Here is a 22,554-nt window from a genome sequence, read left to right as displayed (position 1 = left end):
GCTCTGCGGCCCTATCGCGACACAAGGCCGCTCTACAAGGAACGCGGTCTTCTGTAGGAGCGGCCTTGTGTCGCGATGGGCTGCAAAGCAGCCCCAGCTATCTCAAGCCTTGCGCGCAAGCGGCAGCTCGGCGAACTTGACGCCCGCCAGCCCATGCTCGATCAGCGCCCGGATATTGCCATGGTCGCTGCCTTCGGGCGTGGCCACCACGTCACGGTAGTGCTCGCCGAAGGCCAGCAGCGCTTCCTGGTCGCTCAGCCCTTCCAGCAGCGCCAGGCCCAGGGTCTTGCACGAACCTTCGTTCTGCCCGGCCGCATTCGCCACGCCGCCATTGTCGAAGGCCTGTGGCTGGTAGCTGTAGTTCTCGGCAATGAACGCCAGGGTATCGGCAAACACGTGTTGGCCGCTGGCCAGGCTGGCGCGCAGGGTGTTCAGGTCAGTCACGGGGTTTTCCTTTTTCGAACGCCGCTTGTTGGTCGGCGCTGGCTTCTTTCTGGTATTGGGCTTTCCACTCGGCGTAGGGCATGCCGTACACCGCTTCGCGGGCGTCATCCAGGCTCAGGTCGAGCTGGCGCTCGTCGGCCGCACCCTTGTACCACTTGGACAGGCAATTGCGGCAGAAGCCGGACAGGTTCATCAAGTCGATGTTCTGCACGTCGGTGCGCTTTTGCAGGTGTTCGACCAGGCGCCGGAACGCGGCGGCCTCGAGTTCGAGCTGTTGCTGTGGGGTCATGGGCTTCTCTCAGGTCATGCGGTTCTTCAGGTGGCGGCCACCGTTGATGACCACCTGGCTGCCGGTGCTGTACTGGCTGGCGAGCAGGTACTTGACCGTCTCGATCAGCGGGCCGGCGCCGGGTTCGAACTCCAGCAGGGCCTTCTTCAGGGTCTGCTGGCGGTAGGTTTCGTCACCCCCTTCCTTGAGGATCAGCAGCCCCGGCAGGATACCGTTCACATGCACCTTGGGCGCATATTTTTCGGCGAATGACAGCACCATGTTCTGCAACGCGGCCTTGGTCGCGGCGTAGCCGATGTGGCTTTTGCTCCCGCGCGAAGAGGTTTCGTCGCAAATGTGAATGATGTCGGCCTTTTCCACCTTGGCCAGCAGGTCGCCCAGGGCCAGGTTGAGATGGTAGGGCGCTTCGACGTGCAGGCGGAACATGGTCTCGAGGTTGTCGAGGCCATCGTCGAGCCAAAGCGAGGCGTTGTGGATGATCGCGCGCAGGCCGTCGTAATGGTTGTGCAGGTGGTCGATCAAAGCCTGGCGGTCGGCTAGCTGGCACAGGTCGGCCTGGAACTGCACGATGTTCGGGTGGGCCGTCTGTGGCTGAATGCTGCGGCTGGCACTGACCACCTTATGGCCGGCCTGCGCCAGTTCAAGAGCCAGGGCCAGCCCGACGCGCTGGCTGGCTCCGGTAACGAGAATGGGGCTGTTCATGTTCGGGGCGGTCAACTTGTCTGTCCTTTGGTTGCCGCCCAGCATACCCGAACTGTCTTCCGCGTGTACGGCCTGGCCTCAGTGGCTGCGCAGGGCGCCAGCGGGGGCCGCAGATGCATGCAGCCAGCCGGCCAGCAGGCGGGTGGACAGGGGGATGAAGAGGTAGACCATCAACGGCGTCAGGCCCAGGGTGCTGAGCAGTACCCGTGGTACCAGGTCCAGGGTTGCCAGCCAATGGCCGAACACCAGGTTGAATACCAGCGAGACCGGGAAGAAGGCCAGCCAGATGGCCACGGCCTGCTTCCAGCGCGGCGGTTTTTGCACCATATTGGTGCCAAACCAGTCATCGATGCCGCTCACGCGCGCCTCTTTGGGGCGTTCGAACAGGCCGTTGCCGCGTTGCAACCAGGCCCGGCGCGAGGCGGAATGCTCCCAGGCATGCAGGGTCGGCTCGTCGCTGAAACGGAATATGATCTGGAATTCGTCGCTGTCGCGGGGTGGCGCGAGGATGCCCGAGCCAAGGTAGCCGGGGAAGTCGGTTGCCAGTTGTTCGCCTTCATGCAGCCAGGCCAGCAGGTCCTTGTAGCGGCCATGGGCGGCGCGGCGCGACACCATCAAGGTAACGGGTGGGGTAGACATCGTGTATCTCCTGGCAACAGGGCTGGCGGGTAGCCGGCCCCTTTGGCTGTGTGGCCCGGGGTGGTGGGCGACGCAGGCGGGCATGCAAGAATCGGGCGCGGATTATCACCCATGCGCGATCTTCCGCAACTGTCAGCCGGCAAACGGTTGCGGCCCAGCGTCTGGTATTGCCGTAGTAGACTAGGTGTTTACTTGGGCAAACAGGTACTCGCGCAGATGAACGAACAGGGACTGAATCCGGTAATCGATGCGGGCCTCGCGCAGCAGGACCTGTTTCCGATCCGTGAGGTTTCCCGCCTGACCGGCGTCAACGCCGTGACCTTGCGCGCCTGGGAGCGCCGCCACGGCCTGATCCAGCCAACCCGCACCGACAGCGGCCACCGCCTGTATTCCCAGGCCGATATCGATGACATCCGCCGCATTCTTGGCTGGCTGGAGCGCGGCGTGGCGGTAAGCAAGGTCGCCAGCATCCTCGCGCGCGACCATGCCCTTGCCGGCCAGGCAGGTGGCGCGGCGGGTGCCTGGGGGCGCTGGCAGCAGCAGACTCGCCAGGCGCTGCAACGTTTTGACCTGGCCAGCCTGGACTGCCTGTTCGACGAGGTGTTTGCCGCCTGCACCCTGGACCAGGTATTTGCTGAAGTGTTCATGCCGGTGTGGCATGACCTGGCGGCCGGGCATGGCGGCTATGGGCAGGCCAGCGAGTGGCTGTTCCTCGATCAGTTCTTGCGTGGCCGGGTGTCTACCCGCTTGCAGCTAGCCCGTGCACCGCGCAGCCGCATGGTGCTGCTGGCGCCGTTGCCGGGGCAGTGTCACGAACTGGAACTGCTGGTGACCAGCCTGACCCTGGGCAGCGATGAAGTTGGCGTAACGCCATTGGCGAGCGGGCAGCCGCTGGAGGAACTGGCACTGGTCTGCGAGCGCCTGACGCCGAATGTCCTGGTGCTGTTTTCCCATCAGCCGCCGACAATGGAGCTCACACGGCGCTTGACGCGCTTGGTGGCAGGGCTGGAATGCCCGTTGTTACTGGCTGGTGAAGCGGCGGAACTGGCACAGGACAGCCTTGCTGGCAGCCCGATTGCCTGCCTGGGCGCGCAGGGTAGCGTGATGCGCCAGCGTTTGCGGCAGTTTCTGGCCGGTCAGCTCGATACCTGAGTGTGAAGCTCGGGGTGGGCCCGGCGATGGGCCTGGAGGATGTAGTCACGCAGGCGTTCGATCTCTTCGGCCGGGCTTTGGCTGAGATCATAGGCGGCAAGGTCCGGGCCGATGCGCCGGCCCAGCACGCCATGCAGTTCGATGGGAGGGATGTTGCCAGGGGCGAAGCGCAGTTCGAAGCGGGCTGGTGCCGCTGGCAGGCCACGGACTTCAAGCAACGTACCCTTGAACGAAATATCGCGAACCCACAGGCCGCTTTCCTGACCATGGGCATCGAGCAGTGCGCTCGGCTGCTCCATCGACAGGCGCCAGGGGCGCAGCATGGGGCCGTCCTCGTAGATTTCCGGCGAGCCCAGTTGCAGGTGCAGGGCGTGGAATTCATCTTCCACCAGTTGCAGCGGGAAGCTGATCTGCTGGTTGTTGAACTGCGCCTGCAGGGTTACCTGTTCGTTGGCCACCAAGCGGGTGAGCAAGCTCTGGATGCGGCGGTCGCCATTGACCAGCAGGCTCGACATGGGGTCGGCCAGGTTCAATTGCGGCGAATGCTGCATGTTCTGTATGAAATCCAGCTCGTCCTGGGTCAGGAGCGCTTCTGCTTGCATGATCGAACTCGATGGCTATTTCTTCAACGGGATTGACCGTGCGTGGCGTACTTGGTTCAGGTGCGTTCGTCGGGTTTCGGACGAACGCGCAGTTGCGCAAGTTCGCGCTCCAGTTCGACCTGGCGAGTGACGTCTTTCTGAATGCCGATGAAGTAGGTGCGCTGTTCGACGTCGTGCCTTACCGGGGTGATCGACAGTTCGTTCCAGAAAGCGCTGCCATCCTTGCGGTAGTTGCGCAGTACTTCGCGGCACGGTCGACCTTCGGCCAGGGCCTTGCGGATGCGGGCGCGGCCAAGCTGGTCGCGGTCGTCTGCCTGCAGGAAGCGGCAGTCCTGATAGAGAATTTCGTCACGGCTGTAGCCGGTCAGGCGTTCGAAGGCCGCGTTCACGTAGATGAGGATGGTGTCGTCGCCTTCCTGTTCGGCGACCACGATGCCGTCATTGGACGCATCGACCATGGATTGCAGCAGTTGCGCGTTGATCATGTTCGGGCCGTTGAGTAAACAAGGGTGCGAAGCAGGGCTGGGGGATGGTGACTTTGGTAGAGGCGGCCTTTTGCCAGCGCCGGATGCTAGTATCCTACGTTTTCACTCAGTTTCGGAATCCTCTACCCGATGAAAGTCGCCATTATTTCCGGATCGGTCTACGGCACCGCCGAAGAAGTCGCCCGTCATGCTGAATCGCTGCTCAAGGCTGCGGGCCTGGAGGCCTGGCACGCGGCACGCGCCACCTTGCAGGACCTTGAAGGTTTTGCCCCCGATGCCTTGCTAGCCGTGACCTCGACCACTGGCATGGGCGAACTGCCGGACAGCCTCATGCCGTTGTACAGCAGTATTCGCGATACCCTGCCTGCGGCCTGGCGTGGCCTGCCTGGTGCGGTGATTGCGTTGGGTGACAGCAGTTATGGCGATACCTATTGCGGTGGTGGCGAGCAGATGCGCGAACTGTTTGCCGAACTGGGCGTGCGGGAAGTGCAGCCTATGCTGCGCCTGGATGCCAGCGAGACGGTGACCCCTGAGGCGGATGCAGAGCCTTGGTTGGCTGAGTTGGCAGCAGCATTGAAAGCCTGACAGGTCTTTTTTTGCCTGTACCGGCCTCTTCGCGGGTAAACCCGCTCCCACAGGGGAACCTCAGCTTCTGAAGCCTGTGTAGTACCTGTGGGAGCGGGTTTACCCGCGAAAAGGCCAGCAAGGGCAGCTCATTCCTTGCTGTCGAGCACCGGCCACTCGTTCACCAACGCCAACCACGCCTGCGCCGCCCGTGACAGATACGCCCCACGCCGCCAGATGAACGCGATATCCCACCGCAAATCCCCTGGCGAGCGCAGCGGCAAACGCACCACCCCGGGGCGCTCCAGCGCTTTCGCCACCACACGGGGCAGCAGCACCACGCCCTGGCCCGCCGCCACAAGCGCCGCGAGGAAGTCCGCCTGGCCACTGCGTCCGCCTTCCCTCGGGGTAAAACCCTCCTGCTGGCACGCCTTCAGTAGCCGATCGTTCAGCACGAAACTGCGCTGGTAAAGCAGGAACGGCGTATCGGCCAACTGCCGCAAGTCCACTCCGCCCTGGCCCGCAAGCTTGTGGCCGGCAGGCAAAACGGCATCCAGCGGTTCGTTGCAGAACGGCTGGTAGTCAAACGCCTCGTCACTGGGCGTCAGGCTGCCACCCAGTTCCAGCTCGCCACTCCTGACCGCCTGTTCGATGCTGCGGCTGCCGCCTTCGAGCAACTGGATCGCAATGTTCGGGTGACGCCGCCGATACTCGGCGAACAACCCGGCGAACAGCGCGTCGCTGCCCAGCATCGGCAAGCCCAGGCGCAGTTCACCGCGGCCCATCTGGCTGAGGTCGTCCAGTTCGCTGAGCAATGCCTGACGCTGGCGCAGCAAGGCTTCGCCGCGCTCCAGCACAATGCGCCCGGCAGCGGTCAGGTGCAGCTGCGAAGCCTGGCGTTCCAGCAGCGGCTGGCCCACATCTTGCTCCAGCTGGGCCACCTGTTTGCTCACCGCCGACTGGCTGATGTGCAGGGTCTGCGCCGCCTGGGTAAAACCGCCGCGGTGGACCACTTCGATAAAGCTGCGCAGCTGTTTGAATTCCATGATCGCAATTCCATTCTGGAATGGCATTCAGTCTAACAATTCGCTTTTGGCCTAGGTAGCCAAATCTTAAAATGAGGGCCTGTCGAGGAACCCCCCATGAAACCCGCGTTGTTGAAAAAAGCCCTGCGCCTGCTCGTCGAGCTGGCGATCCTCTGCGCACTGTTCCTGCTCGGTGGCCAGCTTGCCACTTGGCTGGGCTGGCCGATTCCTGGCGGCGTGATGGGCCTGGCATTGCTGCTGTTGCTGTTTGCCTCGGGTGTGCTCAAGCCGGCCATGCTGCAACTGGGTGCCGGCTGGCTGATGGCTGAGATGCTGTTGTTCTTCATCCCGGCGCTGATGAGCCTGCTCGATTACGGCGCCCTGATCCGTGACGAGGGCTGGCGTATTTTGCTGGTGATTGCCGTGAGCACCTTGATGGTAATGGTGGTGACCGCGTTGACCGTGGAACTGGTGTGCCGCTGGAGGTTGCGCCGTGAGCCTTGAACCCATGCCGCTGTTCTGGCTGGCCCTGACCTTGCTCGCGTACCTGGGCAGCCGCTGGTTGTACCGGCGCAGCGGGCGCTACCTGCTGTCGCCGCTGATCCTGGTGCCGGTTCTGTTGCTGGCGGTGGCCGTGCCGCTGCACACTGCCTATGCCGAATACGCCCGCAACACCCATTGGCTGATGAGCGTGCTTGGCCCGGTGACCGTGGCATTCGCGGTGCCGATCTGGCAGCAACGGGCCATGCTGGCGCGCCATTGGCCAGCTTTGATGGTGGGCATGGTCGCAGGCAGCAGCGCTTCGATTGCCAGTTCCTGGGGGTTGGCTCATATGTTGGCGCTCGACAGCGCGACCAGCCTGTCGCTGGTGCCGCGTTCGATCACCACGCCTTTTGCCATGCCATTGGCCCATGACCTGGGTGGCGTACCGGAGCTCACGGCGGTATTCGTGATGTTCACCGGCGTGCTGGGCGCCATGTTCGGCGGCGTGCTGCTGCGCTGGTTGCCGTTGCGCACGCCGCTGGCGCGGGGTGCGCTGTTCGGCGTCGGCGCCCATGGTGCCGGTGTCAGCCGGGCGCAGGAGGTAGGCCGCGAGGAAGGCTCGGTGGCTGGCCTGGTCATGGTCCTGACCGGGTTGTTGAACCTGTTCGCGGCACCGCTGCTGGCCATGCTGCTCTGACCGTTCGTGCCACTGACTCGCCAAGTCATCAAGCTGGCTGGAAACGCAAGTTCCAGCGCGTGGGCTGCTGGCTAGACTCAGCCTCGACATAGAGAGCACATGTAAGTGCCGAGGTGACATGCAATGACCGCAGCCTTGCTCTATTCCGCCGACACCACTTCACCGGGACCGTTCTGATGCCTATGGCCGAAATTCCATTGTGCGTCTGGCGTACCCGGGGACAGAGTTTCACTTTCCGGGGCCAGAGCATCCGCTACTGGACCGCAGGGCAAGGAGAGCCCCTGCTTCTGTTGCACGGCTTCCCCACTGCCAGCTGGGATTGGCACTACCTGTGGGGGCCTTTGGCCCAGCGCTTCAGGGTGATCGCCTGCGACATGCTCGGCTTTGGCGATTCGGCCAAACCGGTCGATCACGTGTACAGCTTGATGGAGCAAGCCGACCTGCAGCAGGCCTTGCTCGCCGAGCTGAAGGTCGACCAGCCGGTGCACCTGCTGGCTCATGACTACGGCGGCAGTGTGGCCCAGGAAATGCTGGCGCGGCATCATGAACAGCGCGCCAATATCGCCAGCTGCGTATTCCTCAATAGCGGGCTGTTCCCCGAAAGCTGTCGCATGTTGCTGATCCAGAAGCTGCTGCTCAGTCGCCTGGGCTGGCTGGTAGGGCGTTCGTTCGGGCGCGACGATCTGGTGCGCAACGTGACGCAGGTCTACGGCCCGTGCACCCACCCCAGTGAAAGCGCGCTGGATGACTTCTGGAGCCTGATCGCTGCCAACGGTGGCACGCGTATCCTGCACAAGCTGGTGGGTTACATGCCGGAGCGCAGGTTGCACCGCGACCGCTGGGTTGGTGCGATGCAGCACGAAGGCGTGCCGCTGCGCTTCATCAATGGCGTGGTCGACCCGCTGTCCGGCGCGCACATGGTGGAGCGCTACCGGCAACTGGTGCCCGAGCCGGACATAGTGCAGTTGCAGGGCGTCGGCCATTACCCGCATACCGAAGCGCCGGTGCAGGTGCTGCGCCATTACCTGACCTTTCGTGAACAACCTGTGAGCTATTTCCAGCAGAAAGTGGCGTGGTCCTGACAGGGCCCCACAACCATCGCGCTGCGTTATTGCCAGGCATTCAGCCTGCGTGAGCTTGATTGTTCGCCCGCCGCTGGCGGCGGACACTCGGCTGACCTGAACCTGCCTGGAGCCATGAGCATGAGCGAGCCTGTCCGTCTGCAAGATCGCGTGGTGATCGTCACCGGAGCCGGGGGCGGCCTGGGCCGTGCCCATGCGCTGCTGTTCGCCGCGCGTGGCGCCCGGGTGGTGGTCAATGACCTCGGCGGCTCCACCCACGGAGAAGGTGCCAGCGCCTCCGCCGCCGACCGGGTTGTAGAGGAGATCCGCGCCGCTGGTGGCAGTGCCATTGCCAACCATGACTCGGTCAGCCACGGCGCGCGTATTGTCGAGCAGGCCCTGGACAGCTTCGGCCGGGTCGATGTGCTGGTGAACAACGCCGGCATCCTGCGTGACAAGACCTTCCACAAGATGGAAGACAGCGACTGGGAGCAGGTGTATCAGGTGCATGTCGAGGGGGCTTACAAGGTCACCCGCGCCGCCTGGCCGCACCTGCGCGAGCAGAACTGGGGGCGGGTGATCTTCACCGCTTCCACGTCCGGCATCTACGGCAACTTCGGTCAGGCCAACTATGGCATGGCCAAGCTGGGCCTGTATGGGTTGACTCGTACCCTGGCAATCGAAGGGCGCAAGCACGGCATCCTGGTCAACGCCATCGCCCCCACGGGTGGCACCCGCATGACCGAAGGGCTGATCCCGCCCCAGGTGTTCGAGCGGCTCAAGCCTGAGCTGGTCAGCCCACTGGTGGTGTACCTGGGCAGCGAGCAGTGCCAGGGCAGCGGTGAGCTGTTCGAAGTGGGCGGCGGCTGGGTGGGCAAGGTGCGGTGGGAGCGCAGCCTGGGGGTAGGCTTCGATCCTCGCGAAGGCTTTACCCCGGAACAGGTGGCGGAGAACTGGGCACGGATTGGCGACTTCGACGGGGCAGTGCACCCACAGGACAGCTTGCAGGCGTTGCAGCAGATGATGGCGAACTTGCAAAAGTATCCGCTGGGCTGAAATTTTTATGCCTGTGCCGGCCTCTTCGCGGGTAAACCCGCTCCCACAGGTACACCACAAGCCTCTGGGGGAGTGATATCTCTGTGGGAGCGGGTTTACCCGCGAAGAGGCCAGCACAGGCGACGGAAATTTTTCAGGGCAAATAAAAAAGGCCGCTGCAAGCCGCAGCGGCCAATCGAGACGTCAGATCAAGGAGCTTCAAAATCTACGTCGGTGAACCTCGCAGGCCTGAAAGGCGGGGGGGAGAGCCCTTCATGCCGGCCAGTGAGTTAAGAATAAGCGCCTAATCCTGTAGGAAAAATAGCCGCTTATGACATTCACCTTTACGTTTCGGGCAATAGTGCCGCAGGCGCTCAGTCGGCGGGCGAGTACCCCATGCGCCAGCTGGTTTCCCGCGTTGCCGCCAGCAGCCGCTGCGCCGCCGGGCCATGCTCGTCGGCATGGAAGATCGACGTCGGCCCGACCACCGTCATCACCGCGGCGATCTGCCCCATGGCATTGAACACCGGGGCCGACAGCGCATCCACGCCCGGCATCAACAGCCCGTGCACATGGTGCAGGCCACGTTCGCGAATGCCCGCCAACACCGCCTGGTAGTCAGCGGCGTTGTGCTGCAGGGCGGCCAGTTCCCGGTCACGCAACTCCACGGTCTCGCGCTCGGGCAGGTAGGCGGCGAATACCAGCCCGGTGGACGATGTGAGCAGCGGCAGTACCGAGCCGATCTGCGTTACCACGGTGACCGCGCGTACTGCCGGCTCGATACTGACCACTGTCGCGCCCTGGTTGCCCCATACGGCAACGAAACAGCTCTCGTTAAGTTCATCGCGCAGCTGCGACAACGGCAACGCGGCAATCTTCAGCACATCGATGCTGCCCAGCGCCGCCAGCCCCACCCGCAGTGCCTCGCGCCCCAGGCCGTAATGGTTGGTGGCCGCATCCTGTTCGGCAAAACCGCTGGCGATCAATGCTTGCAAATAACGGTGCACCTTGCTCGCTGGCATCTGCACATGTTCCGCCAGGCGCGACAGGGAGGTGGACGGGGAGAGTTCGGCAAGGGCCTTGAGGATGTCGGTGCCGACCTCCGCCGAGCGGACTTTCTGCTTGCCGTTGTCGGCGGGGGAGCTGGCTTTGGCCATGGACATCTTCTTCCGGATTCGTCGAGTCGCGCCTTTATAGCTTGACGCATTGCCCGTAGCAAATTACGTTATTCGTAATCTGATTACGATAAAAACAATGCAGACGCGCTGCCACCCCGCCCCGGGCCAGCAGCCAGCTGCCAGCAACGGCTCGGTCAGAGCCCGGAGGCATCGATGAATCGCGATACGTCACCCGACCTTCACTACCTCAGCGGCTTCGGCAACGAGTTTGCCAGCGAAGCGCTGCCAGGGGCCCTGCCGGTCGGGCAGAACTCGCCGCAGAAGGCACCCTATGGGCTGTATGCCGAGCTGCTCTCGGGCACGGCGTTCACCATGACCCGCAGCGAGCTGCGCCGCACCTGGCTGTACCGTATTCGCCCGTCTGCCCTGCACCCGCGTTTCGAGCGCCTGGCGCGCCAGCCACTTACCGGCCCGCTGGGGGCCATCACCCCCAACCGCCTGCGCTGGAACCCCCAGCCGATCCCCGTCGAACCGACCGATTTCATCGAAGGCTGGCTGCCGATGGTGGCCAACGCCGCTGCGGAAAAACCGGCCGGCGTGAGCATCTACATCTACCGCGCCAACCGTTCCATGGAGCGGGTGTTCTTCAACGCCGACGGTGAACTGCTGCTGGTGCCGCAACAGGGCCGCCTGCGCCTTGCCACCGAGCTGGGGGTGATGGAAGTCGAGCCGCTGGAAATCGCGGTAATCCCGCGTGGCATGAAGTTCCGCGTCGAACTGCTCGACGGCGAGGCCCGCGGCTACATCGCCGAAAACCACGGCGCGCCGCTGCGCATCCCGGACCTGGGCCCGATCGGCAGCAACGGCCTGGCCAACCCGCGCGACTTCCTCACCCCGGTGGCGCACTACGAAGAGGCCAATGGCCCGGTGCAGCTGGTGCAGAAGTTCCTGGGCGAACACTGGGCCTGCGAACTGCAGCACTCGCCACTGGACGTGGTCGCCTGGCACGGCAGCAACGTGCCGTACAAGTACGACCTGCGCCGCTTCAACACCATCGGCACCGTCAGTTTCGACCATCCGGACCCGTCTATCTTCACCGTGCTGACCTCGCCGACCAGCGTGCATGGCCTGGCCAACATGGACTTCGTGATCTTCCCGCCACGCTGGATGGTGGCCGAGAACACCTTCCGTCCACCATGGTTCCACCGCAACCTGATGAACGAGTTCATGGGCCTGATCAACGGTGCCTACGACGCCAAGGCCGAGGGTTTCCTGCCGGGCGGTGCCTCGCTGCACGGGGTGATGAGCGCCCATGGCCCCGACGCCGAAACCTGCGAAAAGGCCATTGCCGCCGACCTGGCGCCGCACAAGATCGATAACACCATGGCCTTCATGTTCGAGACCAGCCAGGTGCTGCGCCCGAGCCTGCAAGCCCTTGAATGCCCGCAGTTGCAGGCCGACTACGATAGTTGCTGGGCCACCTTGCCGAGCACCTTCAACCCGAACCGGAGATAACCCATGAATCACACTGCCATTGCCCGTAGCTGGGTCGAGCACGCCAACGGGCACAGCGACTTCCCGCTGCAGAACCTGCCGCTGGGCATCTTCAGCCGGCCGGGTGAAGCCAGACGCTGTGGTGTGGCCATCGGCGACGCGATCCTCGACCTGGAAGCGGTGCTGGCCGCCGGCCTGTTCGACGGTGCCGCCAAGGCCGCTGTCGAGGCCACCCGCGGTGGGGTCTTGAACGCATTCTTCGCCCTCGGCCGCAATGCCCGCGTTGCCCTGCGCGAGCGCCTGCTGGTACTGCTGGGCGAACACAGCGAGCACCAGGCGGCGCTGCAGGCCGCACTGTATCCGGCTAGCGCTTGCCAGCTACATGTACCGGCGCAGATCGGTGATTACACCGATTTCTACGTGGGCATCGAGCACGCCAAGAACGTGGGCAAGCTGTTCCGCCCCGACAACCCGCTGCTGCCCAACTACAAGTACGTGCCGATCGGTTATCACGGCCGCGCCTCGACCATTCGCCCGTCCGGCACCGACGTGCGCCGGCCCAAGGGCCAGACCCTGCCGGCCGGGCACACCGAGCCAAGCTTCGGTCCCTGCGCGCGCCTGGACTACGAGCTGGAGCTGGGTATCTGGATCGGCCAGGGCAACGACATGGGCCAGGCGATCCCGGTAGGCGATGCCGCCGAGCACGTGGCCGGCCTGTGCCTGCTCAACGACTGGTCGGCGCGCGATATCCAGGCCTGGGAATACCAGCCGCTGGGGCCGTTCCTGTCCAAGAGCTTCATTACCAGCATCTCGCCCTGGGTGGTTACCGCCGAAGCGCTGGAACCGTTCCGCTGTGCGCAGCCGGCACGCCCGGAAGGTGACCCACAGCCACTGTCGTACCTGCTGGACAAGCGCGACCAGGCCGCCGGTGCTTTCGATATCGAGCTTGAGGTACTGCTGCTGACCGAGCGCATGCGCGAGCAAGGCCTTGCCCCGCACCGCCTGGCCCTGAGCAATACCCGCAACATGTACTGGACCGTCGCGCAGCTGGTTGCGCATCACAGCGTCAACGGCTGCCAGCTGCAACCGGGCGACCTGTTCGGTTCGGGCACGCTGTCGGGCGCCACGCCAGGTTCGTTCGGCAGCCTGCTGGAGATCACCGAAGGCGGCAAGCAGCCGGTGGAACTGGCCAGTGGCGAGGTGCGCAAGTTCCTCGAAGACGGCGACGAGATCATCCTGCGTGCCCGCTGCGCGCGTGATGGCGTGGCCAGCATCGGTTTCGGCGAATGCCGCGGCACGGTCATCGCCGCCAACTGAGGAGGCAAGGGCATGGAGCTGTACACCTATTACCGTTCCACCTCGTCCTACCGGGTGCGCATTGCTCTGGCACTGAAGGGGCTGGCCTACCAGTCCTTGCCGGTCAACCTGTTGCAGGGTGAGCAGCGCGGTGCGGGCTATGTCGCAGTCAACCCGCAGGGCCGCGTGCCGGCCTTGCGCACCGATGGCGGTGAGCTGCTGGTGCAGTCGCCGGCGATCATCGAGTACCTGGAAGAGGTTTATCCACAGCCCGCGCTGCTGCCTGCCACGGCCGAGGCGCGCGCCAAGGTGCGGGGCGTGGCGGCGATCATCGGCTGCGACATCCACCCGCTGCACAACGTCAGCGTGCTCAACCGGCTGCGCCAGGCCGGCCAGGACGAGAGCCAGGTCAACCAGTGGATTGGCCACTGGATCAGCCAGGGGCTGGCGGCAGTGGAGCAACTGATTGGCGATCACGGCTTCTGCTTCGGTGATGACCCGGGCCTGGCGGATATCTACCTGATCCCGCAGCTGTACGCGGCTGAACGCTTCAATATCGACCTCGACAGCTACCCGCGGATCCTGCGGGTTGCCGCGCTGGCGGCGGGGCACCCGGCGTTCGTCCAGGCCCATCCTGCCCGGCAGCCGGACAGCCCGGCTCAGTGAATGGAACGGTTCGTCGCCGGAAGCTTGCCGATACGTTCGGACAGTTTCAGGCGCTGGACCGGGTCCTCTGTCAGCAATAACGCATGCTCCAGGTCGAAGCGCTCGGCCTGTGGGCAATCCAGATGCTGGTAGAGCGAAGCACGGGTCACATAGTCACTGACCTGCACCGGGCCAAGTTGCATGACCCGCTCGGCATCGATCAGCGCCGCCAGGTGGTTGTCGTTGCTGATATGCAACTGGCGCAGGTTGCGTGACAGGCGTTGCAGCATCTGCAGCGGGCTGGCACTGCGCATGTGCTCGGCAGTCAGCGCTACGTGCGGGCCAAACTGGCGAGCCAGCAGCTCACGGCAATCGTTGGGGTACAGGCGCCGGCCGCCACAGGGGTCGAGCAGATGATCGGCACCCGGCACGCGCACCAGGAAATGGCCCGGGAAACCTACGCCCTCAAGGGGAATGGACAGGCGCCGGGCCAGTTCCAGGGCGAGGATGGCCAGGGTCAGCGGTTGGCCACGGCGGCGCTGCAGCACTTTGTCCATCATCGCGGCATGCGGGCGTAGCGGGTGGTGTTCATCCTGCTGGAAGCCCAGGGCATTGAGTTGGCGCAGCAGTGGCTGGGCCAGTTCGCACAGCGGCAGCATCGGCAGGTTGGCGCTGATCTCGCGCTGCAGGCCATGCAGCATGGCAAGGCTGTCCGCGGGCTCGACGCTTCGGTCGTGCTCGGCGGCAATCCATAATGCGGCTTCCAGCAGGGCGACGGGCTCGCGTTCCAGGCAGGCCAGGCAGGCTTGACGTGGCTTCATGGGGGCATCTCCACACACGCTTGAGTATTAGCCGCAGCCGGCGGTTTCGTCCAGTGGTCCGGCGGCGGCGCCAGCCCAAGGGCCGCGCCTATACTGGAAGGAGCACCTCGTAGGGGAGCCTGTCGATGTTCGCGCTGATGCAAAGCACCCGAACCCAGTCGCTGCACCTGTTCACCGACCCGCCCACCGGCCTGAAGGCCGTGGTGGCGATCCACAGCGAGCAGTTGGGCCCGGCCATGGGCGGTTGCCGCTACCTGCCTTATGCCGATGATGAAAGCGCCATGATCGATGCCATTCGCCTGGCCCAGGGCATGAGCTACAAGGCGGCGCTGGCCGGCCTGCCACTGGGGGGCGGCAAGGCGGTAATCATGCGCAACCCGCATGTGGAAAACCGGGCCGCGCTGTTCGAAGCCTTTGGCCGCTTCATCGATACCTTGCAAGGGCGCTTCATCATCGCCGTGGACAGCGGCACCTCGACCCTGGACATGGACTGCATTGCTCAGACCACGCCGCATGTGACCAGCACCACGGCCTCGGGAGACCCCTCTGCGCATGCGGCGATGGGAGTTTTTGCCGGCATTCGTGCCACCACTTCGTTCCGCCTTGGCAGTGATGACCTGCAAGGGTTGCGAGTGGCGGTGCAAGGGCTGGGCAATGTCGGTTATGCGCTGGCGGAGCAACTGCATGCGGCGGGTGCAGACCTGCTGGTGAGCGATCTGGACCCTGGGCGGGTGCGGCTGGCGGTGGAGCAGTTCAATGCCCATCCGGTGACCAACGATGCGTTGATCAGCACCCCTTGCGACATCTTTTCTCCTTGCGGCGTGGGGCCGGTGTTGAACGGGCAGAGCGTGATGCAGTTGCGTTGCGCGGCAGTGGCGGGGGCGGCCAACAATCAGCTGACCACTTTGCAGGTAGCCGACCAGCTGGAATCGCGCGGGATACTGTATGCTCCCGATTACGTGATCAATGCCGGCGGGCTGATCTACGTGGCACTTACCCATCGTGGCGAAGACCTGGGTACCATCACTGCGCACCTGGCGCGGATACCTTCACGGCTGACCGAAGTGTTTGGCCATGCCCAGGCAGAGAAGCGCTCGCCGGCGCGGGTTGCGCAGATGCTGGCGGAGCGGTTGCTCTACGGCTGAGGGTTGATACTGGCTTTGCTGGCCTCTTCGCGGGCAAGCCCGCTCCCACAGGTATCGCACAGGTCTTGAACATTGTGGAGTACCTGTGGGAGCGGGTTTACCCGCGAAGCAGGCGCCGCCGACATCACTCGGCAGCGCCACCCTCGAGCAACTCGGCCAACGCATCCGGCTGGCTCTTGAACGCCCGGGCGAACACATCGCGGTTTTTGGCCATGTAGATACCGGCTTCCTCGACCTGTTTCTCGCTCAGCGAAGGCACTGCCTTGTGCAGTACTTCGGCCAGACGCTCGGCCAGTTCGAGCATCTTGTCGTGACGGTCTGCTTCGGCCTTATCCATGAACAAGCGCTCCGGGTCGCGGCTGCTGCGGTATACCACTTCGACGGCCATTCATCACCTCTATGCCTTTTGCTGGTTGCGTTTCGATTTACTGTATCTATATACAGTAATGGCAATGTTGATTGCTTCGCAAGCAGAAATTGTAGCGTGGTGCAGAGGGCTTACTGCTTCATGCCCAACTCAGCATCATCCATCAGCGCCTTGGCCATCGCGCTCAAGTAATGCGCAGCCCAGATCATCATCGGTTTCTCGTCCATCAGGCCGGTGATGGTCAGTTCGCGTACATAGCCCATCAGCTCTGAGGACTGCTCGCGGGCGTCCCGGCAAGGGATGCCTGGCTCGATACGGAAGAGTGGGTGGGTACCGTTTTCACCTTGGAAGAAGATGGTTTTGCCGACGGTGAATTGGGTGTCTTCTGTAGTCATTTTTGAATCCCCTCAAAATTCTCGACTGCCTGAACGGGCCCTTTCGCGGGTGAACCCGCTCCCACAGGTACTGCATCTACCTCAAAGGCCTGTGGAGATCCTGTGGGAGCGGGTTTACCCGCGAAGAGGCCAGCCCAGACAACGCAACACTCAAACCTCAGTGCAAAGTCCGAGGCTCAGCGGGCATCTGCACCTGAACCAGTGCCGACTCAAGCAAAGCCCGCAACGTCTCCAGCTCATGCATTGAGGTCATCATCAAAATCGATGCCGGCGACTTGGGCTGAAGCAACAAGGCCTGATGCACCACGGTGGCTGCGCACAACGCATAGTCCGTATGCCTGGATCAGGGTGTCTTCAAGGAAATGGGGTGTGTGGGGTGGATCGGGGACTACTTTCAGCATGATTAAGGCCTGTTCAAAGTTGGGGCCCCCGCCTCCTGCTGTCAAACAGGAAGGCGGCAGCTGTGCATGGGTTGACAGACCGGTGAACAGAACCAAAAGCCGGCGCACACGAGGTGCCCCATGACAGCTGCCATAAAGGCAAAGCCATGTGGTTAGTTCAGGGCGGCCTGTCAAAGCCGGTCGCTGATTGGCAGCGACGATCCGAGACTAGTGCTCATCCCCGAACACCACAATGGCAGGGAGTATCTTTGGGAAATGCCCTGCAAGGAAGGGGTTAAATCTGATTTTCTCCAGCGCATGGCCGTGTTTCTGGCAACTTGCCACGCCTCAACGTGCCTTGCGGCAATCGGTCGCCTTCCAAGCCAGGGGCCTGGCCCTTTAACTGCATGGCACAAGCGTCACACCGGTGATGCATCATCCTTCAAGACGTATCGGGGAATGGAACATCGTGAACACCAAATGGGCAGAAAAGCTGCGCAAGGGCCTGCATGGCTCCGCCGACTCGCTGGGCAACCTGTGCGTCGAGGCATTCCATTACCTGGCATTGTTCGGGATTGGCGCGATCACTGCCTATGCGGCGGTGATGACCTTCATCGACATGCTCGGCAAGGGCGGGGTCAGTGTCGATGACATCCTGCTGCTGTTCATCTACCTGGAGCTGGGGGCGATGGTCGGGATCTACTTCAAGACCAATCACATGCCGATCCGCTTCCTGCTGTACGTGGCCATCACCGCGCTGACCCGCCTGCTGATCGGCGATGTCTCGCACCACAAGGCGCCGGACGCAGGGCTGCTGTACGTGTGCGGCGGCATCCTGTTGCTGGCGTTCTCGATCCTGGTGGTGCGCTACGCCTCCTACCGCTACCCCTCGACCAAGGCGCTGGACGCCAACGGCAAGGAAGTGGAAGAGGGCAAGTAAGCCTCAGTTGGCGACGAAGTGGCGCGGCTCCTGGCGGGCATCGCGGGTCAGCGCGGCCAGCACCTGCATGGGGTTCTGGCTGTGCTCGATGGCCAGGCCCAGGCGAATGCTGTCGATCACCCGCTGCAGGCGCACCGGGTCATTGCGCTGAGCTTGGGTGATGAGCCGCTTGGCGACCACGCCGGCGTCGTCTGACAGGGTCAGCATGATGCTGCCGTCGAGGTTGGTGATGCTCAGATTGACCCGGTATTCGGGGGCGAATGCAGCACTGATTCGTTCGAATGGGTTGTTCATGGTCTTGCTTCTGCGGTGAATGACTGCAGAGGTTGACCGGCGCGATCGCCAGTTGGTTCAGCGCCATTGATCGACCCAAACGAAAACGCCCGGCACGGGGCCGGGCGTTGTCTGCGGTGCCGATCAGGCGTCTGGGTCACTCAGCTCCAAGGCGCCGCGCTTGCTGCGCAGCTTGCCGTAGAAGTGTTCCAGCGCGTGGTTGAGCTTGGTGGCGGCACCATCGACCGCCTGGTCCAGCGAAGTGGCGGTGTGGGTCACGGAAATCGGTTGGTGGCCTTTGGGGCGAGCCTCCATCTGGCAGCGTTTGTCATGCGGTCCGGGCTTGGCGCCGTTCTCGTCGCGCAGGTGAACCTCGATGCGGGTGAGGTCGTCTTCGTAACGTTCCAGCGAGTTCTGCAGTGTGCTGCGGACCCACTGGTCGAGCCGGGCGTTGCCTTCGAAATGGTTGCTGCTGTTGACCTGGATTTGCATGATTCAATCCTTATTCAGCTTGCTCGCATGGAGACGCGCCTAGGCCTTTGAGACCCTTGGTATTTCTGCGTCTCTTGACTCTAAGGTCAGGCAACGGCGAAACGAATTCAAGCCCTTTTTGAAAATAAATTTCTTGTTGCATTCAGGGCGGCAGGCGGCTCATCGCTCGGCCTTTGCTTATGAGAATTGAAATCATTATTATTGCAGGCCCGAAAACGCCCGGACCTTCGCCATGACGCGCAAAACTGCCGGTCTCTCGCCCAGCTATCGCCTGGCCGTGGCTTCACGCAGCCTGGCCGCGCTGCTGGGCGGCTACCTGCTGGCGTCTGCGGCCAGCGTTTGCATTGCCCTGGTTGCGCCGCTGCCACGGGTCGATGCCACGCTCACCGGCCTGCTGCTGTCATTCGTCTTCTACCTGCTGGCGTTCATCTGGTGCTTTGCCTGCCGCAGCGCTTTGCGCGCCTGGCTGGGCGTGTTGGCGCCAAGCGTGCTGCTGGGGGGGATCAGCGGGTTGGCCTACTGGATGAAAAACCCATGAAAGAAGACTTCCGCCAGGCCATGGCCTGGCTGCACACCTGGACCGGCCTGATCTTCGGCTGGCTGTTGTTTGCCATCTTCCTCACCGGCACGCTGTCGTATTTCAAGGAAGAAATCACCCACTGGTCGCAGCCTGAGGTGCGCAGCCATGCCCTGGAGCCGACCCATAGCCTGGAGGTGGCCCAGCGTTACCTGCAGGACAATGCCGGGCATTCGGGCACCTGGCTGATCCGCATGCCCAACGCGCGCGAGGCCGCCCTGAGCGTGGGCTACCGCGACCCCAATGGCGGGCCACGCGGCTTCGTCACCAAGACCCTCGATACCCAGACCGGCCGACCGGTAGAGGCTCGCGACAGCCGCGGTGGCGAGTTTTTCTACCGCTTCCACTTCCAGCTGCAGATGCCATACCCCTTCGGCCGCTGGCTGTCTACGTTCTGCGCCTTGATCATGCTGCTGGGGCTGGTTACCGGCATCATCACTCACAAGAAAATCTTCAAGGAGTTCTTCACCTTCCGCCCCGGCAAGGGCCAGCGCTCCTGGCTGGATGGGCACAACGCCATTGGCGTGCTGGTGCTGCCGTTCCACCTGATGATCAGCTACAGCAGCCTGGTGCTGTTCATGTACATGGTGATGCCGGCTGGCATCATGGCCGGCTACGGCAATGACACCGGCAAGTACTTCAACGACCTGTTCGGCCGTAACGATGCGCCCAAGGCGGCCCACGTGGCCGCGCCGCTGGTACCGTTGCCGAGCCTGTACGCCAAGGTGCAGGACCTGCAACCGGGCGCGCGTATCGGCCGTATCCAGGTAGAGAACGCCGGCGACAGCAATGCCCGCGTCACCTTCACCCAGTCCGCGGCCGATCATGTGGCCTATCGGCGCAGCGCCAACTGGACCTTCGATGGCGCCAGCGGTGTGCTGCTGAGCCAGGGCAAGCCGGAGAGCGGTGTCATGATGACCGCCTTCAGCTTTGCCGGCCTGCACATGGGCAACTTCGCCGGGCCTTGGCTGCGCTGGCTGTACTTCTTCTTTGGCTTGGCCGGTACCGCGGTGATCGGCACCGGGCTGGTGATGTGGCTGGGCAAACGCCAGCTCAAGCATGCCGGGAGCGAACGCCTGCCGGGCGAACTGCGCCTGGTCGAAGTGCTCAATATCGCCAGCATGAGCGGTCTGCTGCTGGCCGTGGCGGGCTTCTTCTGGGCCAACCGCCTGATCCCGATGGGGGGCGAAGGCCGAGCCGACTGGGAGGTCAACGCCTTCTTCATCGCCTGGGGCCTGTCGCTGGTACACGCTGTGCTGCGTAGCGGGCGCCGGGCCTGGGGCGAGCAACTGGCACTGGGCGCGCTGGCCTTTGCCTTGCTGCCGCTGCTCAACGGCCTGACCACCGGCCAGGGCCTGAATCATTCGCTGCCGGCGGGTGACTGGGCCATGGCCGGCTTCGACCTGACAGCGCTGGGCACCGGCCTGTTCCTGGGCTGGCTGGCCGGCAAGATGTTGCGCAGCCCGAAGCCTGTGGCCAAGCGGGCCCCTCGTGCAGCAAAGAAGCCAAGCACTGAAACGGCGGAGGCGAGCTGATGCTGGGTAATGCGCTGATCGCTTACGCCGGCTTCGTTGCCCTGTGCCTAGCGATGGAGAAACACTTCGTCGACCTGCTCGGGCGCAAGCCGCGCCACGGGCAGTTGCGCCTGTTGCGCAGCGCCGGCTGGCTGCTGCTGGTGCTGTCGCTGGTGCTGAGCGTGCACCTGCGTGGCTGGGCCCATGGCCTGGTGGAGTGGACCGCAGTGATGATGGCCGGGGTGACCCTGTGGGTGTTCGGCCTGCCATACCAGCCCCGCCTGTTGCTGGGCCTGGCCGCCGCCAGCGTGGTGCTGGGGCCGTTACTGGCCGTGTTCGCCGCGTGAGCCGATGAGCGAGCCGGGCGACATGACCGAGGTGGATGCCGAAAGCGGCGGTGGGCGTGCGCGCTTCGTCCAGGTGTTCCAGGCCCAGCGGGCGCGCATGGAGGCGCTGGTGAGCCGCCGGGTCGGCTGCCGGGCCACGGCATCGGACCTGGTCCAGGAACTGTTCCTGCGCTTCTGGCGTCGGCCCGAGGTCAAGGTCGAGGCGCTGGATACCTACCTGCTGCGTTGCGCCGGCAACCTGGCCATCGACCACCTGCGCAGCGAGGGTAGCCGCGAACGCGTGGCCGAAGCTGTGCTGCCGCTGGGCGAGGTGGCGATGGCCCAGGCCCCGGAGCAGGCCGTGGAGGTCGATCACGACTTGCAACGCATCGATGCTGCCTTGCGCGCCTTGCCCGAGCGCACGCGACAGATTTTCCTGCTCAACCGTATCCATGGCTGCAAGTACGGCGAGATCGCCAAGGCCATGCAGCTGTCCCAGAGTGCTGTGGAAAAGCATATGATGCGCGCCCTCGAAGCGTGCAAGGCGAGTGTTGCCGAGCCCGCGACCACCCCACGCCGGCCAGGGAGTGCCCGTCGATGAGCCGTTTACCGCCGATCACCGAGGCGCAATCCCGGGCTGCACTGCAATGGCTTAGCCGCATCAACGAGCAGCCTGCGCAAGCCGAGGGCGCGGCGTTCAAGCGATGGCTGCTGGCTGACCCTGGGCACCGTGAGGCCTACGCCCAGGCCCAGGCGCTGTGGCTGAACAGCGCCGCCCCGGCGGCGCGCCTGGCCGCTGAAGACCAGGCAAACCTGCAACGTTACCTGGATGCGATGGCCAGGCCGCCGGCCGGGCGCCCCTGGCTGCAACGGGTCGCGGCGCTGGCGGTGGCCGCGTGCTTGGTAATGGCCGTTGGCGTAGCCGGTGGTTGGCGCCCGGGCCTGTGGCTGCAGGACCTGCAGGCCGACTACAGCAGTGCTGATCAAGTTCGCCAAGTGACCTTGGCCGACCAGTCACAAGTGACGCTGGATGCAGGGAGCGCGATTGCAGTCGATTTTGTGCAGGGCGAGCGCCGTGTGCGGTTGTTGCATGGCGCGGCATTCTTCCAGGTCACGCATACCGGCGCGCCGTTCCTGGTGGAAGCCGCCGGTGGCGAGGTGCGTGTGCTCGGCACCCTGTTCGAGGTGCGCGAGCGGGGCGAGGGCGCCCAGGTCACGGTGCGCAGCGGGCGGGTGGCGGTGAGCCCGGCACCAGGCGCCGCAGCGCGTGAACTGACGGCCAACCAGCAGGCGGCCTATGCTGCCGGCCGAGTCGGCGACACCCTGGTGGTGGACAGCGACAACCGCCTGGCATGGCGCCAGGGCTGGCTGAATTACTACCAGGTGCCGCTGGCGCAGGTGGTCGAGGACCTGGGGCGTTATTACCCGGGGCGCATCCTGTTGCTCGATGATGAGTTGGGGCAGCGCAAGGTCAGTGGCAGTTTCCCCGTGGCCGAGCCGTTGCTGGCGCTGGATTCGCTGGGCAAGGTGATGGGCTTTTCGCGGCAGACAGTGCTGGGGCGGTTGACTGTCATCCGGTAGTCGCCTGTGCCG

The 22,554-nt window shown here is 64.0% G+C and carries 29 protein-coding genes and 1 pseudogene; 16 read left to right on the top strand and 14 right to left on the bottom strand.

Translation table 11 applies throughout. The features are described from left to right. Positions 1-102 precede the first annotated feature (102 nt). Genes R9B85_RS08545 through R9B85_RS08530 form a run of 4 tightly spaced genes read right to left on the bottom strand, consistent with a single transcriptional unit; the run spans position 103 to position 2,074 of the window. Complete coding sequence (locus R9B85_RS08545) at positions 103-444, bottom strand: HopJ type III effector protein (RefSeq protein ID WP_112250156.1); 342 nt, start codon at positions 442-444, stop codon at positions 103-105. Further along, a complete protein-coding gene (locus tag R9B85_RS08540) occupies positions 437-733 on the bottom strand; it encodes a DUF1244 domain-containing protein (RefSeq protein ID WP_423770971.1) in 297 nt (98 codons plus the stop codon). The genes R9B85_RS08545 and R9B85_RS08540 overlap by 8 nt, the downstream gene beginning before the upstream one ends. Before the next feature lie 9 nt (positions 734-742). Continuing rightward, positions 743-1,480, bottom strand: a complete 738-nt coding sequence (folM, locus tag R9B85_RS08535; RefSeq protein WP_112250158.1) for a dihydromonapterin reductase — start codon at positions 1,478-1,480, stop codon at positions 743-745. Positions 1,481-1,513: 33 nt separating this feature from the next. Next, a complete protein-coding gene (locus tag R9B85_RS08530) occupies positions 1,514-2,074 on the bottom strand; it encodes an antibiotic biosynthesis monooxygenase (protein ID WP_423770970.1) in 561 nt (186 codons plus the stop codon). Between the two features lie 216 nt (positions 2,075-2,290). Here R9B85_RS08530 and R9B85_RS08525 point away from each other — a divergent pair, with 216 nt between their 5' ends. Next, positions 2,291-3,226: a MerR family transcriptional regulator gene (locus R9B85_RS08525; RefSeq protein ID WP_423770969.1), complete on the top strand. Its 936-nt coding sequence runs from the start codon at positions 2,291-2,293 to the stop codon at positions 3,224-3,226. Here the strand turns inward: R9B85_RS08525 and R9B85_RS08520 are convergent. Together R9B85_RS08520 and R9B85_RS08515 are read right to left on the bottom strand one after the other, a co-directional pair. After that, positions 3,211-3,828: a hypothetical protein gene (locus tag R9B85_RS08520; RefSeq protein WP_112250164.1), complete on the bottom strand. Its 618-nt coding sequence runs from the start codon at positions 3,826-3,828 to the stop codon at positions 3,211-3,213. The genes R9B85_RS08525 and R9B85_RS08520 overlap by 16 nt on opposite strands. A 56-nt stretch (positions 3,829-3,884) precedes the next feature. After that, complete coding sequence (locus R9B85_RS08515) at positions 3,885-4,313, bottom strand: PAS domain S-box protein (RefSeq protein WP_112250166.1); 429 nt, start codon at positions 4,311-4,313, stop codon at positions 3,885-3,887. A gap of 129 nt (positions 4,314-4,442) precedes the next feature. Here R9B85_RS08515 and R9B85_RS08510 point away from each other — a divergent pair, with 129 nt between their 5' ends. Then, entirely contained in the window at positions 4,443-4,898 is a 456-nt protein-coding gene (locus R9B85_RS08510) for a flavodoxin (protein WP_112250168.1), read from the top strand. A 128-nt stretch (positions 4,899-5,026) separates the two neighbouring features. Here R9B85_RS08510 and R9B85_RS08505 read toward each other — a convergent pair whose 3' ends face one another. Beyond that, entirely contained in the window at positions 5,027-5,923 is an 897-nt protein-coding gene (locus R9B85_RS08505) for a LysR family transcriptional regulator (protein ID WP_112250170.1), read from the bottom strand. Positions 5,924-6,019: 96 nt separating this feature from the next. On the opposite strand from R9B85_RS08505, the gene R9B85_RS08500 reads away from it, so the two are divergent. The 4 genes from R9B85_RS08500 (at position 6,020) to R9B85_RS08485 (ending at position 9,199) form a co-directional block, all read left to right on the top strand. After that, positions 6,020-6,406 (top strand): CidA/LrgA family protein, encoded by a 387-nt coding sequence (locus tag R9B85_RS08500; protein WP_112250172.1) that lies wholly within the window; start codon positions 6,020-6,022, stop codon positions 6,404-6,406. Then, positions 6,396-7,082 (top strand): LrgB family protein, encoded by a 687-nt coding sequence (locus R9B85_RS08495; protein WP_024087732.1) that lies wholly within the window; start codon positions 6,396-6,398, stop codon positions 7,080-7,082. Before R9B85_RS08500 ends, R9B85_RS08495 begins: the two co-directional genes overlap by 11 nt. 176 nt (positions 7,083-7,258) lie before the next feature. Continuing rightward, entirely contained in the window at positions 7,259-8,164 is a 906-nt protein-coding gene (locus R9B85_RS08490) for an alpha/beta fold hydrolase (RefSeq protein WP_112250174.1), read from the top strand. Between the two features lie 120 nt (positions 8,165-8,284). Continuing rightward, positions 8,285-9,199: an SDR family oxidoreductase gene (locus R9B85_RS08485; protein WP_112250175.1), complete on the top strand. Its 915-nt coding sequence runs from the start codon at positions 8,285-8,287 to the stop codon at positions 9,197-9,199. Between the two features lie 353 nt (positions 9,200-9,552). On the opposite strand, the gene R9B85_RS08480 is transcribed toward R9B85_RS08485, so the two are convergent. Continuing rightward, positions 9,553-10,335, bottom strand: a complete 783-nt coding sequence (locus R9B85_RS08480) for an IclR family transcriptional regulator (protein ID WP_112250177.1) — start codon at positions 10,333-10,335, stop codon at positions 9,553-9,555. 174 nt (positions 10,336-10,509) lie between these two features. Between R9B85_RS08480 and hmgA the strand changes: the two genes are divergently transcribed. The 3 genes from hmgA to maiA are packed head-to-tail and all read left to right on the top strand — an operon-like array spanning position 10,510 to position 13,752. Further along, complete coding sequence (hmgA, locus tag R9B85_RS08475) at positions 10,510-11,811, top strand: homogentisate 1,2-dioxygenase (protein ID WP_112250179.1); 1,302 nt, start codon at positions 10,510-10,512, stop codon at positions 11,809-11,811. A gap of 3 nt (positions 11,812-11,814) precedes the next feature. Beyond that, complete coding sequence (fahA, locus tag R9B85_RS08470; protein WP_423770968.1) at positions 11,815-13,107, top strand: fumarylacetoacetase; 1,293 nt, start codon at positions 11,815-11,817, stop codon at positions 13,105-13,107. Positions 13,108-13,119: 12 nt separating this feature from the next. Next, positions 13,120-13,752: a maleylacetoacetate isomerase gene (gene maiA / locus R9B85_RS08465; protein ID WP_112250182.1), complete on the top strand. Its 633-nt coding sequence runs from the start codon at positions 13,120-13,122 to the stop codon at positions 13,750-13,752. Here maiA and R9B85_RS08460 read toward each other — a convergent pair. Next, positions 13,746-14,552 (bottom strand): SirB1 family protein, encoded by an 807-nt coding sequence (locus R9B85_RS08460; protein WP_112250184.1) that lies wholly within the window; start codon positions 14,550-14,552, stop codon positions 13,746-13,748. The two genes, maiA and R9B85_RS08460, sit on opposite strands and share 7 nt — an antisense overlap. A 125-nt stretch (positions 14,553-14,677) precedes the next feature. Between R9B85_RS08460 and R9B85_RS08455 the strand changes: the two genes are divergently transcribed. Further along, positions 14,678-15,697 carry a Leu/Phe/Val dehydrogenase gene (locus R9B85_RS08455; RefSeq protein WP_112250187.1) on the top strand — a complete coding sequence of 340 codons (1,020 nt, stop codon included), beginning with the start codon at positions 14,678-14,680 and terminating at the stop codon, positions 15,695-15,697. 124 nt (positions 15,698-15,821) lie between these two features. Here the strand turns inward: R9B85_RS08455 and R9B85_RS08450 are convergent, their stop codons facing one another. From R9B85_RS08450 to R9B85_RS08440, 3 genes and pseudogenes are all read right to left on the bottom strand, one after another. Then, a complete protein-coding gene (locus tag R9B85_RS08450) occupies positions 15,822-16,085 on the bottom strand; it encodes a YebG family protein (protein ID WP_112250189.1) in 264 nt (87 codons plus the stop codon). A gap of 110 nt (positions 16,086-16,195) precedes the next feature. After that, positions 16,196-16,459 carry a DUF3077 domain-containing protein gene (locus tag R9B85_RS08445; RefSeq protein WP_112250191.1) on the bottom strand — a complete coding sequence of 88 codons (264 nt, stop codon included), beginning with the start codon at positions 16,457-16,459 and terminating at the stop codon, positions 16,196-16,198. A 157-nt stretch (positions 16,460-16,616) separates the two neighbouring features. Further along, positions 16,617-16,860, bottom strand: a pseudogene (locus tag R9B85_RS08440) (hypothetical protein). Positions 16,861-17,308: 448 nt separating this feature from the next. Between R9B85_RS08440 and R9B85_RS08435 the strand changes: the two are divergent. Next, positions 17,309-17,779: a phosphate-starvation-inducible protein PsiE gene (locus tag R9B85_RS08435; RefSeq protein ID WP_112250195.1), complete on the top strand. Its 471-nt coding sequence runs from the start codon at positions 17,309-17,311 to the stop codon at positions 17,777-17,779. A gap of 3 nt (positions 17,780-17,782) precedes the next feature. Here R9B85_RS08435 and R9B85_RS08430 read toward each other — a convergent pair whose 3' ends face one another. Both R9B85_RS08430 and R9B85_RS08425 read right to left on the bottom strand, forming a co-directional pair. After that, the gene (locus tag R9B85_RS08430; RefSeq protein ID WP_112250197.1) at positions 17,783-18,073 is read right to left on the bottom strand and encodes a DUF3509 domain-containing protein; all 291 of its coding nucleotides are present in this window, start codon (positions 18,071-18,073) and stop codon (positions 17,783-17,785) included. Between the two features lie 123 nt (positions 18,074-18,196). After that, the gene (locus tag R9B85_RS08425; protein WP_003260689.1) at positions 18,197-18,544 is read right to left on the bottom strand and encodes an HPF/RaiA family ribosome-associated protein; all 348 of its coding nucleotides are present in this window, start codon (positions 18,542-18,544) and stop codon (positions 18,197-18,199) included. Between the two features lie 232 nt (positions 18,545-18,776). Here R9B85_RS08425 and R9B85_RS08420 point away from each other — a divergent pair, with 232 nt between their 5' ends. The 5 genes from R9B85_RS08420 to R9B85_RS08400 are packed head-to-tail and all read left to right on the top strand — an operon-like array spanning position 18,777 to position 22,542. Then, entirely contained in the window at positions 18,777-19,082 is a 306-nt protein-coding gene (locus tag R9B85_RS08420) for a DUF3649 domain-containing protein (RefSeq protein WP_112250199.1), read from the top strand. Further along, positions 19,079-20,656 (top strand): PepSY-associated TM helix domain-containing protein, encoded by a 1,578-nt coding sequence (locus tag R9B85_RS08415; RefSeq protein WP_423770967.1) that lies wholly within the window; start codon positions 19,079-19,081, stop codon positions 20,654-20,656. Before R9B85_RS08420 ends, R9B85_RS08415 begins: the two co-directional genes overlap by 4 nt. Continuing rightward, positions 20,656-20,982: a DUF3325 domain-containing protein gene (locus R9B85_RS08410; protein ID WP_112250203.1), complete on the top strand. Its 327-nt coding sequence runs from the start codon at positions 20,656-20,658 to the stop codon at positions 20,980-20,982. The genes R9B85_RS08415 and R9B85_RS08410 overlap by 1 nt, the downstream gene beginning before the upstream one ends. Before the next feature lie 4 nt (positions 20,983-20,986). Further along, positions 20,987-21,562 carry an RNA polymerase sigma factor gene (locus R9B85_RS08405; protein WP_252378686.1) on the top strand — a complete coding sequence of 192 codons (576 nt, stop codon included), beginning with the start codon at positions 20,987-20,989 and terminating at the stop codon, positions 21,560-21,562. Continuing rightward, positions 21,559-22,542, top strand: a complete 984-nt coding sequence (locus tag R9B85_RS08400) for a FecR family protein (RefSeq protein WP_423770966.1) — start codon at positions 21,559-21,561, stop codon at positions 22,540-22,542. The genes R9B85_RS08405 and R9B85_RS08400 overlap by 4 nt, the downstream gene beginning before the upstream one ends. Positions 22,543-22,554 lie beyond the last annotated feature (12 nt).

This window comes from Pseudomonas sp. NLJ1 (assembly GCF_049486705.1).
In the GTDB taxonomy this organism is placed as follows: domain Bacteria; phylum Pseudomonadota; class Gammaproteobacteria; order Pseudomonadales; family Pseudomonadaceae; genus Aquipseudomonas; species Aquipseudomonas inefficax.
The sequence above is the reverse complement of the archived record's forward strand: the minus strand, read 5'-3'. Positions and strand labels throughout refer to the sequence as shown.

Bases quoted from the DNA above. Each gene is read 5' to 3' on its own strand.
- R9B85_RS08540 (WP_423770971.1), bottom strand. From the start codon at position 733: ATGACCCCACAGCAACAGCTCGAACTCGAGGCCGCCGCGTTCCGGCGC.
- folM (WP_112250158.1), bottom strand. From the start codon at position 1,480: ATGCTGGGCGGCAACCAAAGGACAGACAAGTTGACCGCCCCGAACATG.
- R9B85_RS08530 (WP_423770970.1), bottom strand. From the start codon at position 2,074: ATGTCTACCCCACCCGTTACCTTGATGGTGTCGCGCCGCGCCGCCCAT.
- R9B85_RS08525 (WP_423770969.1), top strand. From the start codon at position 2,291: ATGAACGAACAGGGACTGAATCCGGTAATCGATGCGGGCCTCGCGCAG.
- R9B85_RS08520 (WP_112250164.1), bottom strand. From the start codon at position 3,828: ATGCAAGCAGAAGCGCTCCTGACCCAGGACGAGCTGGATTTCATACAG.
- R9B85_RS08515 (WP_112250166.1), bottom strand. From the start codon at position 4,313: ATGATCAACGCGCAACTGCTGCAATCCATGGTCGATGCGTCCAATGAC.
- R9B85_RS08510 (WP_112250168.1), top strand. From the start codon at position 4,443: ATGAAAGTCGCCATTATTTCCGGATCGGTCTACGGCACCGCCGAAGAA.
- R9B85_RS08505 (WP_112250170.1), bottom strand. From the start codon at position 5,923: ATGGAATTCAAACAGCTGCGCAGCTTTATCGAAGTGGTCCACCGCGGC.
- R9B85_RS08500 (WP_112250172.1), top strand. From the start codon at position 6,020: ATGAAACCCGCGTTGTTGAAAAAAGCCCTGCGCCTGCTCGTCGAGCTG.
- R9B85_RS08490 (WP_112250174.1), top strand. From the start codon at position 7,259: ATGCCTATGGCCGAAATTCCATTGTGCGTCTGGCGTACCCGGGGACAG.
- R9B85_RS08485 (WP_112250175.1), top strand. From the start codon at position 8,285: ATGAGCGAGCCTGTCCGTCTGCAAGATCGCGTGGTGATCGTCACCGGA.
- R9B85_RS08480 (WP_112250177.1), bottom strand. From the start codon at position 10,335: ATGGCCAAAGCCAGCTCCCCCGCCGACAACGGCAAGCAGAAAGTCCGC.
- hmgA (WP_112250179.1), top strand. From the start codon at position 10,510: ATGAATCGCGATACGTCACCCGACCTTCACTACCTCAGCGGCTTCGGC.
- fahA (WP_423770968.1), top strand. From the start codon at position 11,815: ATGAATCACACTGCCATTGCCCGTAGCTGGGTCGAGCACGCCAACGGG.
- maiA (WP_112250182.1), top strand. From the start codon at position 13,120: ATGGAGCTGTACACCTATTACCGTTCCACCTCGTCCTACCGGGTGCGC.
- R9B85_RS08460 (WP_112250184.1), bottom strand. From the start codon at position 14,552: ATGAAGCCACGTCAAGCCTGCCTGGCCTGCCTGGAACGCGAGCCCGTC.
- R9B85_RS08455 (WP_112250187.1), top strand. From the start codon at position 14,678: ATGTTCGCGCTGATGCAAAGCACCCGAACCCAGTCGCTGCACCTGTTC.
- R9B85_RS08450 (WP_112250189.1), bottom strand. From the start codon at position 16,085: ATGGCCGTCGAAGTGGTATACCGCAGCAGCCGCGACCCGGAGCGCTTG.
- R9B85_RS08445 (WP_112250191.1), bottom strand. From the start codon at position 16,459: ATGACTACAGAAGACACCCAATTCACCGTCGGCAAAACCATCTTCTTC.
- R9B85_RS08430 (WP_112250197.1), bottom strand. From the start codon at position 18,073: ATGAACAACCCATTCGAACGAATCAGTGCTGCATTCGCCCCCGAATAC.
- R9B85_RS08425 (WP_003260689.1), bottom strand. From the start codon at position 18,544: ATGCAAATCCAGGTCAACAGCAGCAACCATTTCGAAGGCAACGCCCGG.
- R9B85_RS08420 (WP_112250199.1), top strand. From the start codon at position 18,777: ATGACGCGCAAAACTGCCGGTCTCTCGCCCAGCTATCGCCTGGCCGTG.
- R9B85_RS08415 (WP_423770967.1), top strand. From the start codon at position 19,079: ATGAAAGAAGACTTCCGCCAGGCCATGGCCTGGCTGCACACCTGGACC.
- R9B85_RS08410 (WP_112250203.1), top strand. From the start codon at position 20,656: ATGCTGGGTAATGCGCTGATCGCTTACGCCGGCTTCGTTGCCCTGTGC.
- R9B85_RS08405 (WP_252378686.1), top strand. From the start codon at position 20,987: ATGAGCGAGCCGGGCGACATGACCGAGGTGGATGCCGAAAGCGGCGGT.
- R9B85_RS08400 (WP_423770966.1), top strand. From the start codon at position 21,559: ATGAGCCGTTTACCGCCGATCACCGAGGCGCAATCCCGGGCTGCACTG.